Genomic DNA, 15,619 nt, shown 5'->3' on the forward strand with positions numbered 1-15,619 from the left:
GCCCTTACTCCCGGAAGATCGTCACCGTCGTCCGGATCGTGCGGTTACCGACAGCGCAGTTCGAGAAGCTGCCATCCGGCGCCGGGGCGCCGCAGAGATCGTTGCAATCGCCGAGGACATCGACGATGCACCCGTCGGTGTCCTCGCCCGTCCCGCCGCACACGCGGCGGATGAGCGTCGACCCGGGCGACTTGCACGCAAACCGGAGCTGCTCCGGCGCGAAGAGATCACCGAAATACGCCGCTTCCCGGTGAGGGAAGGCCTTCCTCTCCTCGGGACGCGATTCGAGGGCCCTGTTCTTGCCGCGCATCGAGAGAGGGACGCTCTCCCCGAGGTAGTTGACCCTGGCCAGCATACAGGCCGATACCCATCCCTGACACCGGGCGTTGCACTGCCCGTGCGCGCGGGCCCACTCGGGCGCGAGCCCGAGCTCTCCCTCGAACACATGGGTCTCGCCGTCCAGCGTGACCTGAACCGATTGCCCTTCCGGCAGCGCACAGCCCGCCGCGTAGGTCAGGAACTCGCGGGCCAGCGGGTCGCGCAATGCGCGCATGACCTCTCCGCTCCTCGCGAGCGCGCTGCTCGTCAGCGGGCCCCCCGTGAGCGCCTCGGTCGCGAGCCTGTTGCGCGTGAGCGCGCTGGCCGTGAGCGCGTTCTTCGTGAACGCGTTCTTCGTGAACGCCGCCTGCTCCGCAGTGGCGATCTCTTCCTCCGTGGAGCTCTCTTCCCCGAGGGGCTCGGCCTCCCCGATACAGGCGGTCGAGCAGGCACCCAGAAGACCCAGATACGAGATCGCGACTCCGGCTCTCATTCGCGCAACCCCCTCAGAAAATAACAGAACACGCATCAGGAATTTCCTCAATGGGTTTTCAGGGAGCGCCCCAGAAAAGGCGGATCTGTGGCGACGTCCTGAAAGCCGTCACGAGAACGCCAGACAGGCGCGCACGTGGGAGGCACACGGACCTCGGGAGAGCCGTGAGCAGGAACGACTACATGAGATGACCCGCTATACTACGGAGCGTCGCGATCACCAAGCCATCGCGCGGCCACCGCGAGCGTCTCGCCATTGTCGGGTGTGGACAGAAAAAGGTCCCGGAAGCGAGGATTCGAGATCTGCCTGGCTCGGGAGAGCACGCTGTCGCGCGCCGTGGCCATCGCGGTGAGCGCGTCGTCCATCTGGCCGCTCGCGAAGAGGGCCTCGGCCCGGACGAGCCGGATCAACGACTCGCCCTCCTCGACCGCGCCGAGCGACTCCAGGAGCGAGAGCGCCTCGCCCGAGAGCGAGAGCGCCTCGCCGACGCGGCCCTTCCGGAGCAGCACGCGCGCGGTGAGCGCCCACGCCGCCGCGCGCAGCGGCGGGGCGCTCTGGAGGAGCTCCGCGGCGGCGCGGGCCTCGGCCTCGGCGATCTCGAGGTCCCCGCCGAGCAGCGCCGCCTTCGCCAGGTAGGCGCGGGCGACCCCCTCGGCCCGCGGATCGCCCAGCCGCTGGAACGTCGCGATCGCCGCCGCCTCGACCTGCCGGGCCTCGTCGAGCTCGCCGCGGGCGATGAGGACGTTGCCCAGGTTGCTCCTGGCGAACGCGGCCAGGTCCGTGAGCTCCATCTGCTCCGCCGCGCGGAGCGCGTCGCGCAGCGCGGCCTCGGCCCCCGCGGCGTCGCCGAGCTCCATGGTGATGGCGCCCAGGTTCACCCGAAGCGAGCAGGCGTTGCGGCGATCCCCGCTCTGCTCGTGCACCGCGAGCGCCGCCTCGATGCCCTCGAGGCAGGCGCCGGGATCGCCGGAGGTCATCGCGCGGATGGCGCGCGCCTCGTACAGCGTCGCGAGCACCCCGGGGTCGAGCGGCCTGCCCTCCTCCCCGCTCCGCTCGAGCGCCTCGATGATCCCGTCCGCGGCGGCGTAGCGACCGCCGAAGACCAGCCAGTGGGCCCCCCCGGCGAGGCAGATGTCCCTCCCGGTCAGCGCGCCCTCGCCGGGCGGCGCGGCGCGCGCCGCGGCCACCCACGACTCCACGACGTCGAGGGCGCCCTGCTTGCCGGCGGCCATGATCACCCAGGTGACCGCGGCGTACCACGAGGAGGAGCCGGGCTCGAACAGCGCGACCGCCTCGAGCGCGCGCTGCTCGGCCACGGCGAAGTCGCCGTGCCAGACGCGGGCCTCGGCCTCGACGAGGAGCAGCCCGCCCGCCTCCGCCCCGGCCGCGCCGCACGCGACGCCGCGCTCGGCGTGCCGGATCGCCGCGAGCAGGTCGTTGCCGCGGAGCGCCTGCTCCGCCGCGCGCCGGTACCACGCCGCGGCCCGCCCCGGCTCGGCGCCGCGCTCGAAGTGCTCCGCGAGCTCCGCCGCGTCGCCCTTCCCCACCCGCTCCAGCCACTCGCCCGCCAGCCGGTGGCCGAGCCGCCGGTCGTAGTCCGTCAGCGCCCCGTATGCCGCCTCGCGCACGAGCGCGTGCCGGAAGCTGTACTCGGCCGCGTCCGGCTCGCCGGCCCCGCCCCAGGCGCCCTGCTCGAGCGCCGCGGCGTCGACCGGCGCGGCGGGCGCGACGGGCACGACGGGCGTGAACGAGAGCCCGCTGTCGCGCGCGCCGGCGCCGCCGGGCTGCCGCCCGGGGAGGATCACCTCGCGCTCCACGAGCTCGGCGAGCCGGCCCGCCACCTCGGCGTCGGCGCCGCCGAGCAGCGCGGCGACGCCGGCCGGCCGGAAGCTCTGGCCGAAGACGCTCGCCGCCCTGAGGACGCGCCGCGCCTCGGGATCGAGCGCCTCCAGCCGCGCCTGCACCATGGCCAGCACCGTCTCGGGCAGCGCGGCCCCTCGCCCCTCGGCGGCGGCGCGGATCTGCTCCTCCAGGAAGAACGCGTTGCCGTCGGCGCGCTCGACGAGCGTGGCGACGACCTCCTCGGCGACGTCGCCGCCCAGCGCCTGCCGCACGAGCCGCTCGCTGGCGCGGCGCGACAGCCCCACGAGCTCGATCTCCTGCACGCCGCGCCCGGCCCACAGCCTCGGGAACACCTCGCGCACCTCGGGCCGGCCGAGCGCGAGCACCATGAACGGCGCGTCGCGCACGTTGCGGAGCGCGCTGTTGATCATGGCGACCGTGGGCAGGTCGCCCCAGTGCAGGTCCTCGAGGACGAGCAGCACCGGGTGCGCCGCGCTCTCGGCGCGCAGGAACTCCTCCCAGACGAGGTGCAGCCGATCGCCCATGAGCACGGAGCTCCGGCGCGCCGCCCTGAGCGCCGCGCTCTCCTCGTCGGGGAACGGCGCGCCCACGAGCTCGCCGAGGAACGGCGCCATGCGGGCGCCGGCCTCGCCGTGCCGCGCGACGCGCTCGCGGATCTTGCGCCGCACCGCCTGCGCCGGCTCCCCCTCGGCCACGCCGAGCGCGCGCCGGAGCGCCTGCGCGAGCAGGCCGAAGGCGGACCCGGCGCTCATCGGATCGCCGCGCGCGATCCACGCCGCCATCCGCTCGCCCCGCGCCCTGAGGCGCCGGAGCAGCTCGGCGCGCAGGCGCGACTTGCCCATGCCCGCGGGGGCCGTGATCAGCACGGCGGAGGGCGTCTGCTCCTCGACGCACTGGAGGAACGTCGCCTCGAGCAGCGACAGCTCCCGGTCGCGGCCCACGCACGGCGTCGGCCTGCCGAGCAGGCGCGGCGCGGCCTCGAGGTCGTCGCGCTCGCCGCGCAGGAGGTGGCCCGACGCGTCGGCGTCGACCTCGAACCGCGCGCCGAGCAGGCCGGCCGTGACCTCGTCGACGCGGACCACGCCGTGCCGCGCCCCGTCGCCGGCGAGCAGCGCGGCCGCCTGATCGATGAGCTTGCCGATCGGCGAGCGGGCGGAGATCTCGGCGCGACCGGCGACCAGCGCGACCGGCGCGCCGCCGAGCAGCACCTGCATGGCCAGCGCGCACCGCGCGCCCCGCGCCGCGAGGTCGGTCGGCGCGACGGCGCCCGACAGCACGACGACCGGCGAGCGCGCGTCGATGATCTCGAGGCGGCCCTGGTGCCGCTCGGCGAGCGCGCCGAGCGCGCGCGCCCGCAGCGCGTCCTCGCCCTCGGACCGGGTCGCGTCGCTGTCGAGCGCGCCGTCGCGCGCGAGGATGAGGCAGATCATCCGGCGCTCGCCGGTCGTGAGCTCGGGGATCGGGGCGCCGGCGGGCGAAGGGAGGCCGCGCCGCGAGCCGGGCGCGAGCTCGCCGAGGGACGCGAGCTCGGCGGCGACGGACGCGCCGTCGGCGGGGCGGTCGCGCGGATCCTTGGCGAGCATGCGGGTGACGAGGTCGTCGAGCGCGGCGGGGATCTCGCCGCGGAGCTCCCGCAGCCGCGGGGGCTCCTCGAGGAGGACCTTCACGAGCACGGAGAGGCCGTCGCGGCCGACGAACGGCGGCCGGCCGGTGAGGCAGCGATAGAGGACGCAGCCCAGCGCGAAGACGTCGGCGCGCGCGCCGATGGTGAGCTCGCCGCGCGCCTGCTCCGGGGCCATGTAGCCGGGCGTGCCGAGCATCACGCCGGGCAGGGTGAGCTCCTGGCCGGCCTCCGCGACGCGCGCGACGCCGAAGTCGAGGAGGATCACGTCGTCGACCGAGCCGCCGACGAGCAGGAGGTTGCTCGGCTTGAGGTCGCGGTGGACGACGCCGAGCCGGTGGACGGCGCCGAGCGTGGACGCGACGCGCGCGCCGAGCGTCAGGCTCTCGGGCACGGTGAGCGGCTCGCGGAGGAAGCGCTCGGCGAGGGTCTCTCCGGTGAGCCACGGCATCGCGAGGTAGAGCTCGCCGCGCTCGGTCGTGCCGTGGGCGATGTACCCGACGATGCCCGGGTGGCGGAGCGCGGCGAGCGCGTGGGCCTCCCGGACGAAGCGGTGCGTCTCCTGGGGACCCCGGCGCTCCAGGACCTTCAGCGCGACCGGCTCGCCGGTGAGCCGATCGCGGGCGCGGAAGACCTGCGCCATGCCGCCGGCGCTCGCGTGCGCCTCGATCTCGAAGCGATCGCCGACGAGGTCGCCTTCGCGCATCAGCGGTGCCCCTCCGGCGGCCCCGGGGACCGCAGCGCTCGCCAGTGCGGTGCGTCGGACGAGCCCATCGCCGTGGCCCAGGATATCCAGAACCGGGCTCGCCCCAGGCTCATAATGAACGCCGGAGCCAAAGGAGAGCGCTGGCCGGGCGCGGCTTGGTGACCCGCATGACCTCCGCGCCGCGCCCCGTGTCCCCGGAGCGCATCGGCGCCGGTGGGCGCCCGGCCCGGCGCGGCCGCCGCATGGCCCGCGGAGCGCGACCGATCTACGCTACTCCGGTGCGATCCCACGTCCTGGCCGGCTGCCTCGCCGTCCTGCTCCCCGCGGCCGCGACGCTCGCGATCCCGCGCGCCGACGCCGCGGACTTCGATCCGGCCGGCCGCACCAGGCGGCCCAGGCCCAAGGCGCCCAGGCCCGGCGCCGCGCGCTCGGCGCCCGCCCGGCCGCCCCAGGCGAAGCCCAGGCCCGCCGAGTCCGGCGATGCGAGGCCGGGCGGCCGGTCGAGCGACGCGCTGATCGCGCGCTACACCGCGATCGTCCTGAGCCAGCCGAGCGCGCCGTTCCCGCTCCAGCGCCTCGCCCAGCTCTACCGCGAGCGCGACGGGAACCTGAAGAAGCTCGTCGAGGAGTTCGAGCGCCGCGCCGCCCAGCCCGGCGCGGACGCCTGGGCCTCCAGGGTCGTGCTCGCCGGCATTTACAAGCAGGACGGGCGGTACGACGACGCCATCAAGACGTACGAGGCGGCGATCGCGGAGCGGCCGTCGGCCCCCTCGGCGATGCTCGCGCTCGCCCAGCTCGAGGCGGACCGCGGCGACAAGGGCCGCGCGCGCGCGCACTACGAGAAGGCGCTGCCGCTGCTCAAGGCCTCCGCGGACGTCGAGCAGACGCGGCGCACGCTGCTCGGGCTCTGCCTCGATCTCTCGGACTTCGCCGCGGCCGAGGCGCACCACGACGCGCTCGTGAAGACCTCGCAGGGCTCGCTGTTCGTCAAGGCGGAGCTCGGGCGCGAGCTCGCCGCGCGCGGGCACCACGCGCGCGCCGAGGCCGAGTTCCGCGAGCTCGTCAAGGCCGCGGCCGGCGACAACCGCGCGCTCGCGCCGGCGCTGCGCGACCTCGGGCGGGCGCTCGCCAAGCAGAAGAAGATGGACGAGGCGCTCGCGGTGCTGAAGCGGGCGCTCGCCGTCGCCGGCGGCGCCGCGGGCGTGCGCGCCGAGATCCTGCTCATCATGACCGACGCGTTCCGCGCCGAGGGGAGGCTCGCGGAGCTCATCGCGATCCTCGAGGCCGAGCGGGGGCAGGACTTCCAGCGGCTCGCGACCCTGGGCGCGCTGTACGAGGAGACCGGCGACGTCGACAAGGCGATCGCGACGTACAGGCGGGCGCTCGCGCTGAGCGGCAGGCACATCGACACGCGCCTCCGGCTCGTCCACCTGCTCCAGACCGCCGGCGAGCTCGACGCCGCGATCCGCGAGTACGAGCTCCTGATCAAGGCGGCCCCGCACAACGCCGACTTCGTGTTCGAGCTGTGCGAGACGCTCATCCAGCGGGGCGACCGGCCCAAGGCGCTCGCGCTGCTCGCGGAGCTCGAGCGGCGCGTCGCGGACGAGCCCGAGACGCTCGCGGCGGTCGCCGACTTCTACGAGCGCGTCGAGGAGAACGACCGGGCGCTCCGGGTGCTGCAGCGGCTCGCCGGCGCCGCGACCGGCGATCCGAGCCACCTCGTCGATCTGGGGGACCGCTACTTCCAGGCAGGCGACAAGAAGAAGGCGCTGGAGACGTGGGCGCGCATCCGGCAGGTCGTGCCGAGCCGGGCGCGCGCCGCGGCCACCCTCGGCGAGGTGTACCTCGACCACGACATGGTGGCCGAGGCGCTCGCCGCGCTCCGGGAGGCCGCGCAGCTCGAGCCCGCGAACCCCCGCTACAAGAAGGCGCTGGCGATCGCGCTGGAGCGCACGGCGAGCTCCGTCAGCAACCCGCGGGCGCGCTACGCGGAGGCGCGCGCGCTCTGGGAGCAGCTGCTCGCCGGCGCCGGCAACGACAGGCTGCTCGCGCGCGAGGCGCGGAACCACATCGTCAGCCTCTGGGCGCTCACCCACGAGCTGCCGGGCCGCGTCGCGCCGCTCAGCGCGCGCTTCAACGCGGCCCCGCCCGATCTCGAGGCGGGGCGGCTGCTCGCCGAGGTGCAGCGCAAGCTGCACCGGCTGCCGGACGCCGAGGCCACGCTGCGCAGGATCATCCAGGCCGCGCCGGGCGACGAGGGCTCGCTGCTCGCGCTGGAGCGCGTGCTCGTGCTCCAGCAGGACCTGCTCGGCGCCATCGACGTCCTGGGCAAGCTGGTCGAGGTGAACCCGAAGCGGGCGCGCGAGCTGTATCAGCGCATGGCGCAGTACGCCGCCGAGCTCTACCGGGACGACGACGCGATCCGGTACGCCGCGAAGGCCGTGGAGCTGTCGCCGGAGGACGCGGGCGGCCACCAGAAGCTCGGCGACATGTACCGGCGGCGGCAGGATTTCCCGCGCGCGATCGCCGAGTACCGGCAGGCGCTCGCCAAGAACGACCGGCTCTTCCCCGTGTACTTCGACCTCGCCGAGCTCCTGCTCACCGCCGGGCAGACCGACGAGGCCGACCGGCTCTTCCGCCGGGTCGTGCGGGCGTCGAACGACGAGGAGCTCGTCGCCCGCGCGGCGCGCATGTCGATGCAGGTGAACCTCGGCAAGGGCTCGCTCGACGTGCTCGAGCGCGAGCTCTTGCCGGTCGCGGTCGGCAACCCGCAGCGGCCGCTCTACCGGCGGCTGCTCGTGGAGCTCTACGGCGCGATGACCTTCCCGCTGATGCAGAAGGTCCGCGGCGACGCGCGCGACGCGAGCGCGGCCGCCCGCGCCGAGCTCGCGAAGATCGGCGCGCGCGCCGTGAAGCCGCTGCTCGACGCGCTCGCCGACGACCGGGAGTCGCAGCAGAAGATCGCGATCGAGGTGCTGGCCTACGTCGAGAACCGGAGCGCGGGGCCGGCGCTCTACAACTTCGCGACCGGCCAGGCAGACAAGGGCCTGCGCGCCCGCGCGATGCTCGCCTGCGGCGCGCTGCGCGACCCCGCGATGCTGGGGCGCTACGAGCAGATGCTCGCGCCGAGGGACGCGGCGGCGAGCGTGCTGCCGAACGACGCGGTCGCGGTCGCCGCGACGTGGGCCGTCGCGCGGCTCGCCGCGGCCGGCGGTCGGCCCGCGGCGAAGGCGGAGGCGCTGCTCGCGCGGCTCCTGACCTCCCCGGCGCCGGAGGTGCGGGCGATGGCCGCGATCGGCCTCGGCCTGACGCGCAACCGGAGGCACGCGCCGGCGCTGTCGGCGCTCGCCAGGGCGCCCGAGGCCGGCGCCGTCCCGCGCGCGGCCGCGGTCCGCGCGCTGGGCGAGCTCGGCGGGGGGGGCGAGGGGCCCGCGCTGTTCGTGTCGCTCGCCGACGCGAACGAGCCGGAGCTCCGCCGCGCGGCGCTCCTCACGCTGGCGCGGCTCGGCGGCGACGGCGGCCCGAGGGCGGGCGGCGCCGGCGAGGCCGAGGCGCCCGCCCCGCACGGGGCCGCCGAGGCGATCGCGGCCGGCGCCTTCTCGTCGGACGAGGGGCTGCGCGCGGCCGCGGCGGCCGCGGCGGCCGCGTTCACGCGGCGGGCGTACCCGCGCGCCCGCGAGCCGCTGCCGGTGCCGGACGGGGCGCTGACGGTGAAGGACGTCCTCGCGGGGCTCGACCCGGATCCGTTCAGCGCCGGGGACCGCGCCGCCGCGCTCGTGGCGCTCGGCCCGGCGCTCCAGAGGGCCGCGGTCGCCGCGGTGGCGACGTCGCCCGAGCGGGCGCTGGTCGTCGCCGACGCGATCCTCTCGCGCGGCGCGCGGGGCGCGGGCGGGGCGGGCGGCGGGCGCGACGGCGGCGGGGCCGCGGTCGGCCTCGCGCCGTTCACGGACGGCGCCGCGGGCGCGGAGCTCGCCCCCGAGCTCCGGAGGCAGGTGGAGGCCACGGTGGAGGGGATCGCGGCGGCGGTCGTGAGCGGGTTCGTGGCCCTCGTGCGGCACCCCGCGATCGAGGTGCGCACGCGCGCGGTGGAGCTGCTCGCGGCCCGACCCGAGCCGGAGGCGCAGGCCGCGGTGGTCGACGCGCTGGGCGATCCGGAGGAGAGCGTGCGCCGCGCGGCGCTCTCGGCGCTCGGCCCGGTCCGGCACGGCCCGACGATCGCGGCCGTCTCGGAGGTCCTGCGGACCTCGTCGAGCTGGCCGCTCCGCGTGCGCGCGGCCGAGGCGCTCGGCCGGCTCGGCGCGGCGGGCTCGCCGGCCGCCCCGGGCGCGGCCGCTGCCCCGGGGGCCGCCGGCGGCGGCAGTCCGAGCCCGGTCGTGGAGACGCTCGGCGCGGCCGCCCGCTCCGACGCGTACGCGCTGGTCCGCGAGGCGGCGGCGCGCGCCCTCGCCTCGGCGGACCGCGCGGCGGCGGCGCCGGTCCTCCGGCAGCTCGCGGCGCGCGATCCGGAGCCGCGGGTGCGCGAGGCCGCGGCCGAGCTGATGCGGAGCGCCGCCCCGTGAGCGCTGCCCCCCCGCCCGGGCCGCGGCGCGCCGGGCCGCGGCTCGCGCTGCTGCTCCTCGCCGGCGCCGGCGCCGCGGCCGGCTGCGACGACGTGAGCCGGTTCTCGACGGCCGAGGGCGAGGCCTACTGCGGCGCGATCACCCTGGGCGGCGCCTTCCGCGCCGGCCTGAGCCCGCGGGTGCAGATGCGGCTCGTGCTCGACGCGGACGCGCTCGACGGCCCGGAGCCACCGGGCGCGCTGTGGACCTACGAGGCGCCCGACGGGGCCACGCCGGAGCGGCGCCTGCTCGACGGCGCGCAGCTCCGGCCGATCGGCGCGCTCGCCCACGACCCGCTCTCGCGGCTCCAGTTCGGCGACGGCCGGGAGCGCAACGCCGTGGTTGCGGTCAGCGCGTCGGATCCGGGGGCGGAGCCGCTCCTCGCCATCGTGTCGCTGCGGACCGACGCATCGGTCGAGGTCCGCCTGCTCCGGCCGGGCCACGAGGAGCCGGCCTCGGGCGAGGCGCTCGGGGCGGGACAGCGGCAGATCTTCGGCGTATTCAGGCTGACACGGCGGTCGGGGACATGCGGGTTCTAGGGATCGAGACATCGTGTGACGAGACGGCGGCGGCGGTGGTGACCGAGGGGGGCGACGTCCTCTCCGACGTCGTGCGCAGCCAGGTGGCGCTGCACGCGCCGTACGGGGGCGTCGTGCCCGAGGTCGCGGCGCGCGATCACGCGCGCGCGGTGGTCCCGGTCGTGCGCGAGGCGCTCTCGCGCGCGGGCGTGACGGCGGCGGACCTCGACGGCGTCGCGGTGACGTCGCGGCCGGGGCTCGCGGGCGCGCTGCTCGTGGGGCTGCAGGCGGCGAAGGGGCTCGCGTGGGCGGCGGGCAAGCCGCTCGTCGGCGTGGACCACCTCGTCGGGCACCTGCTCGCGGTGTTCCTGCGGCGGGGCGGCGCGCCGGCGGAGCGGCCGGCGTTCCCGTACGTGGCGCTGCTCGCCTCGGGCGGGCACACGGCGATCTACCGGGTGGACGGGCCGTCGCTCGGCGCGATCCGCGAGCTCGGCGCGACGCGCGACGACGCTGCGGGCGAGGCGTTCGACAAGGTGGCGAAGCTGCTCGGCCTCGGGTACCCGGGCGGGCCGGTGGTCGACCGGCTCGCGGAGGGCGGCGACGCGGCGGCGGCGAAGGACGCGGTGCCGCGGCCGATGGCGCGCAAGGACTCGCTGGAGTTCAGCTTCTCGGGCGTCAAGACCGCGGTGGCGCGCCACGTGGCGCGGCGCGGGCGGCCGGAGGGGCAGGCGCTGCGCGACCTGTGCGCGGCGTTCCAGGGGGCGGTGGTCGACGCGCTCGTGCAGAAGACCGTGCGGGCGGCGCGGGCGGAGGGGGTCGAGCGGGTGGTGCTCGCGGGCGGCGTCGCGGCGAACCGCGGGCTCCGGGCGCGGATGGCGGCGGCGTGCGCGCGGCGGGACCTCGCGCTGTTCATCCCGCCGTTCGCGAGCTGCACGGACAACGGGGCGATGATCGCCTATGCCGGGGCGCTGCGGCTCGCGGCCGGGGAGCGGGACGCGCTCGATCTCGCGCCGGAGACGCGGACGGCGCTCCCGCGGGTGACCCGCAAGGGCGGCGGCGTGCGATAAGCTGCCGGAGCGCCCGCGCGCCGGAAGCCGTGCAAGGAGCAAGGCGCGAGGCGGGCGGCGTGAGGCGACGTGGGACAACGAAGGTTCGGCTGGTTCTTGGGATTACCTCGGGCTTGTTCATCGTGTCGAGGCGTGGTCTGATGAGAGCTCAAGATTCAGGCTGGCGCGCGCTGGCCGTCTCCCCGGCCGCACAGGATAGCGAGAGAGTGTCGCCCTGCGGGGCGCGAGGTGTGTGAGCCATGGTCCTTGTTCTAGCGATCGTGTTCGGGTTGGTGGCGCTGGCGAGCGGCGCGGGCGCCGTGTTCCTGATGATGCAGAGCGCTGAGCTCAAGCGGCAGCTCAAGGACGCGAACCAGCACATCGAGGCGCTCCGGCAGGCCAAGGGCCAGCTGGATCAGGCGAGATCGCAGTGCGCGCAGCTCCAGCAGGCGCTCGACGTCGCGCGGGGCGAGGACCGGCAGAAGGTCGACTGGCTGGACGCGCAGCAGAAGGAGATCGACTGGCTCCGGACCGAGCTCGAGACCCGGCCGAAGATCACGCAGAAGCGGTACAAGATCCTGACGCTCGGGATCAAGTGGACGGGCAAGACGTCGCTCACGCTGAAGTGGGCGAATCCGCTCGTCGATCTCGGCACGCTGCAGGGGACGAAGATCGAGCGTTACGAGAGGACCGTGAGCCACGTGCTCACGAAAGAGGTGCTGACGGAGCACGTGTTCGAGATCGGCGACTGGGGCGGCGAGCACATCGTGGACGCGCAGCAGGAGCTCATCATGGAGGAGATCCACGGGCTCCTGATGGTCGTGGATCTCGCGGGCAAGGACGGGCAGAAGATCGAGCCGGCGCGGATCCAGGAGCAGCTCCGCGAGTTTCAGCCGCAGTCGCTCCAGTTCTTCTTCAGCCCGAAGACGCTGGCGTCGTGCAAGACGGTGGTGCTGTTCATCAACAAGTCCGACGTGCTCTCCGGGACGCCGGCGGAGGTCGAGCGGGAGGCGCGGGGTTATTACAAGTCGCTCATCGACAGCCTCGAGCGGTACAAGAACACCATCGACGTCCGGGTGCTCGTCGGTTCGGCGAGCTACGGTCACAGCACACACCACCTCTTCTCGCACTTCGTGGAGCGCATCCTCCCGAAGAACGCGTATGATCCGCAGCTCCTCCAGCGGATGAAGCAGGACGTCAACGCGAGCTCGGCGCTCGCGCGGACGGCGCAGCTCCCGGCCCCGCAGCTGCCGCAGCAGCCCCCGCACCCGCAGCAGCCGCAGCACCCGCAGCACCCGCAGCAGGTCCGACCCAATGTACGGTAGCGGGGGCGGCGCCGGGTATGTGATCCCGCGGTATCGCGCGCCGGCGGACGCGGCGTGGTACCACGTGCTGCACGGGAACATCCCCGGCCATCAGATCGATTTCATGTACTGCCCGGAGGTGCCCCAGGGGCCCCTCACGACGACGCATTTCAGCCACCTGGCCCGGCTGATGAAGTACATCGAGCCGCAGACGGGGGCGACGCACGCGTTCGCGATCGGCAACCTGTCGCGCGACGACACGCAGCATGAGCCGGGGCACGGCGCGGTGGGGCTCATCTGCGGGTTCCGCATCGGCGGGGCGATGGATCACGCCGGCCGGGGCAATCCGCCGTTCGCGCACGGGATCGTCGCGGTGGATCGGGATCTCGGGTACACGTCGCTCCTGGAGGCGTCGGCAACGTTCTACCGGCACGTGATGAACGCCACCGAGGTCAACTCGTCGGCGGGGATGTTCTACCGCGAGTACGTGAGCGCGGTGCGGGAGCGGCCCGACCGGGTGTCGGACGTGCTGGAGCGGTACATCGACGAGTTCCGGGACCTGCCGTATCTCCGGCGGAGCAGCGCGACGTGGGAGTGGCTGGCGGACGAGGCGGCGCAGCCGAAGCGGGTGGTCATCGTGCACAAGCACGATGAGCCGTTCGGCGCGATCGCGCACGCGGCGGCGAAGATCGCGACGGTGCTGTACCGGTCGAACCTCAAGTGGACGTCGATCACGAGCGGGCGCGAGGCGGACATCCCCGGGGGCGTGTCGGTGCGGTTCGTGCGGGAGCGCGACGTCACGATGGAGGACCGGCACGGGATGCTCCTCAAGATCGAGGATCTCGCCGAGGACGAGGGGGAGATCGCGCGGGGGGTGTTCGGGGCCAGGCCGCGGAGCGAGGAGGAGGAGAAGCCGCGGTTCGGCGGGTGGCGGGAGCGGTTCGCGGCGCAGCAAGGGGGCGCCGCGCTGCTCTCGCAGACGTTCGGGGGCGGAGGAGGCGGCGCGGGCGTGGGTGCGGCCGGGGGCGTGGGCGCAGCCGGAGCCGTCGGGGCAGCGGGCGTCGTCGGTGCAGCCGGCGCCGTCGGCGTAGCCGGGGGCGGCGCGCCGGCAACGCTGCCCGAGTGGGGGCGGGCGCCTGTGCCCTCGCCGCCGTCGCCGCGGGGCGCCGGGCGGGGCGAGGCGCACGCGCCCGGGATGGCTGGCGGGGCGCGGCAGGAGGCGGGGCCCGGCGCGGTGGGGCTCTCGGCAGCGGCGGCGGGGCACCAGGTCGGGCCGAAGGGCACGCTGGTCATCGACGCGGAGAGGCTGCTGCGGGGCGCGGTCCGGGGCGAGGCGCTGCCGGAGGGGATCGAGGCGGGGAGCCCGGCCGCGGCGCGGCGGGGTCCGGAGCCGCCTGCGGCCGCGGTGGTGCCGTCGCAGCCGCCGCCGGGCGGGGCGGCGGGCGGGGCGGCGTGGAGCGCGCCTGCGCCGGCGGGGCCGTTTCCGGCGGCGCAGGCCGGCAGCGGCCCGGCCAGCGGCGGAGGGGATGATCGCGACGAGATCCCGGTCATCGTGGAGAGGCCGGCGTCGTCGCGAACGTGGATCTGGGCCGTCGCGGGGCTGAGCCTGGCGGCGGTCGCCGGGGTCGCCGCCGTGCTGGTAACGCAGCGGGTTCCGGCGGCGGGGCCCGCCGTGCCGGAGGCGACGGGCGCGGGCGTGACGCCGCCGCCGGCGACCGCTGCGCCAGGGTCGAGCGCCACGCCAGGGCCGAGCGCCACGCCAGGGCCGAGCGCCGCGGCCGCCGCGGCGGCGACGGTGGAGACGGGCTCGCCCTCGGCGGCGGCGGAGCCGTCGGCGCAGCCGGAGACGACCGCGAAGCCGACCGCGGAGGGACCGAAGCCGCAGCCGAAGCCGAGCGAGCCAGAGTCGAAGCCACAGGCGCAGCAGGGCGAGACCGGGTCGAAGCCGAAGGCATCAGGGCGGAACAGGAGCACCCCGGCGGGAGGGGCCCCGTCGGAGCGCTTCAAACCGAAACCCGGAGGGGGTAAGGTGCCGCCGCCGAGCACCTCCGAGCCGCCGCTCCCCGAAGGGAAACCCGACTTCTGATGACCTTGACGATGACGAAGCGTCCGTTGCTGTGGGGCTGGAGCGTGGCCATGGCGTTGATGGCGCCCGTCGCCAGCGCGCAACAGGCGGCCACCCCGGCCGCGGCCGAGGAGACCGACGCGCTGACGGACAAGGCGCGACAGCTCTACGAAGAGGGGCGAGCGGCGGCGGCGGCCGGGCAATGGGCCGACGCGCACGCGTCGTTCCTCGCCGCGTGGGCGATCAAGAACCATTACCAGATCGCCTCGAACCTCGGGGTGGCGTGCCTCAAGCTGGGCAAGCACCGTGATGCGGCGGAGTACCTGACACGGTATCTCCGCGAGGCGCCCGCCTCGAAGGTGAGGGAGCGGCAGGCCGCGGAGGCGTCGCTGAAGGAGGCGCTCGCGAAGGTCGCGTCGGTCACGGTCCAGGTCGCGCCGCAGGGGGCGGAGGTGACGGTCGACGGGGCGGCCGTGGGCAGGGCGCCGCTTCCGGATCCTGTGTTTCTCGATCCGGGCAAGCACGAGATCGGCGCGAGGCTCGAGGGGCACATGCCGGCGAAGCGACCGATCGAGGCGGCGGCGGGCGCCGCGGAGACGGTGGTGCTGCAACTAGAGCGCAGGCCGGCGCCCGACGCGGGGGTGGGGGCTGGAGCCGGGGTGGTCGTGGGGCCGGTGGCGCCGCCGCCGCGGGATGACGTGCGGACGGCGGTGCTCGTGGGGGGCGGGATCGCGGCGGGCGCGGGCGTGGCGGCGGGCGTGGTGCTCACGGTGCTGTCCAATGGACGAGCCAGCGATGCCGAGGGGATAAGGAGTGCGCTCCTCAAGGAATGGGGCGGGGAGCACCGATGCCCCTCTGGGGATCAGACGAGATGCGCAGAGCTGAAGACTGCGGTCTACGACAAGTATAATCTCCGCAGCGGGGCGATCTGGAGCTTCGTGGCAGGCGGCGCGATCGGGGTTGGCACCTTGGTTTACGGGCTCGTGACGATGAAGCCTGCGGAACCAGCCCCGCGCGCACAGGTGGCGCCGTTCCTCGGGCCAGGCGCTGCCGGGATGTCGCTCAGCGGACGGTTTTGAGCTCAGGT

8 protein-coding genes are annotated in these 15,619 nt (G+C 75.4%); 6 read left to right on the forward strand and 2 right to left on the reverse strand.

The genetic code is table 11. The features are described from left to right. Window positions 1-4 precede the first annotated feature (4 nt). Both WMF31_RS29345 and WMF31_RS29350 read right to left on the reverse strand, forming a co-directional pair. A complete protein-coding gene (locus WMF31_RS29345; protein ID WP_436605113.1) occupies window positions 5-811 on the reverse strand; it encodes a hypothetical protein in 807 nt (268 codons plus the stop codon). Window positions 812-1,011: 200 nt separating this feature from the next. Further along, a complete protein-coding gene (locus WMF31_RS29350; protein WP_436605114.1) occupies window positions 1,012-5,001 on the reverse strand; it encodes a serine/threonine-protein kinase in 3,990 nt (1,329 codons plus the stop codon). Between the two features lie 278 nt (window positions 5,002-5,279). Here WMF31_RS29350 and WMF31_RS29355 point away from each other — a divergent pair, with 278 nt between their 5' ends. From WMF31_RS29355 to WMF31_RS29380, 6 genes are all read left to right on the forward strand, one after another. Then, entirely contained in the window at window positions 5,280-9,560 is a 4,281-nt protein-coding gene (locus WMF31_RS29355) for a HEAT repeat domain-containing protein (RefSeq protein ID WP_436605115.1), read from the forward strand. Beyond that, window positions 9,557-10,138: a hypothetical protein gene (locus WMF31_RS29360; RefSeq protein ID WP_436605116.1), complete on the forward strand. Its 582-nt coding sequence runs from the start codon at window positions 9,557-9,559 to the stop codon at window positions 10,136-10,138. The genes WMF31_RS29355 and WMF31_RS29360 overlap by 4 nt, the downstream gene beginning before the upstream one ends. After that, window positions 10,126-11,184, forward strand: coding sequence for a tRNA (adenosine(37)-N6)-threonylcarbamoyltransferase complex transferase subunit TsaD (gene tsaD, locus WMF31_RS29365; RefSeq protein WP_436605117.1), 1,059 nt, complete (start codon window positions 10,126-10,128; stop codon window positions 11,182-11,184). Before WMF31_RS29360 ends, tsaD begins: the two co-directional genes overlap by 13 nt. Before the next feature lie 239 nt (window positions 11,185-11,423). After that, window positions 11,424-12,488: a hypothetical protein gene (locus WMF31_RS29370; RefSeq protein ID WP_436605118.1), complete on the forward strand. Its 1,065-nt coding sequence runs from the start codon at window positions 11,424-11,426 to the stop codon at window positions 12,486-12,488. After that, a complete protein-coding gene (locus tag WMF31_RS29375) occupies window positions 12,478-14,553 on the forward strand; it encodes a hypothetical protein (RefSeq protein ID WP_436605119.1) in 2,076 nt (691 codons plus the stop codon). Before WMF31_RS29370 ends, WMF31_RS29375 begins: the two co-directional genes overlap by 11 nt. 11 nt (window positions 14,554-14,564) lie before the next feature. Beyond that, window positions 14,565-15,611, forward strand: a complete 1,047-nt coding sequence (locus tag WMF31_RS29380) for a PEGA domain-containing protein (RefSeq protein ID WP_436605120.1) — start codon at window positions 14,565-14,567, stop codon at window positions 15,609-15,611. Window positions 15,612-15,619 lie beyond the last annotated feature (8 nt).

The sequence above is a fragment of the Sorangium sp. So ce1036 genome, from assembly GCF_051369805.1.
Taxonomy (GTDB): Bacteria; Myxococcota_A; Polyangia; order Polyangiales; family Polyangiaceae; genus Sorangium; species Sorangium cellulosum_F.

Excerpts from the sequence above, each read along its gene's own strand:
- WMF31_RS29345 (WP_436605113.1), bottom strand. The coding sequence starts at position 811 with ATGAGAGCCGGAGTCGCGATCTCGTATCTGGGTCTTCTGGGTGCCTGC.
- WMF31_RS29350 (WP_436605114.1), bottom strand. The coding sequence starts at position 5,001 with ATGCGCGAAGGCGACCTCGTCGGCGATCGCTTCGAGATCGAGGCGCAC.
- tsaD (WP_436605117.1), top strand. The coding sequence starts at position 10,126 with ATGCGGGTTCTAGGGATCGAGACATCGTGTGACGAGACGGCGGCGGCG.
- WMF31_RS29370 (WP_436605118.1), top strand. The coding sequence starts at position 11,424 with ATGGTCCTTGTTCTAGCGATCGTGTTCGGGTTGGTGGCGCTGGCGAGC.
- WMF31_RS29375 (WP_436605119.1), top strand. The coding sequence starts at position 12,478 with ATGTACGGTAGCGGGGGCGGCGCCGGGTATGTGATCCCGCGGTATCGC.
- WMF31_RS29380 (WP_436605120.1), top strand. The coding sequence starts at position 14,565 with ATGACGAAGCGTCCGTTGCTGTGGGGCTGGAGCGTGGCCATGGCGTTG.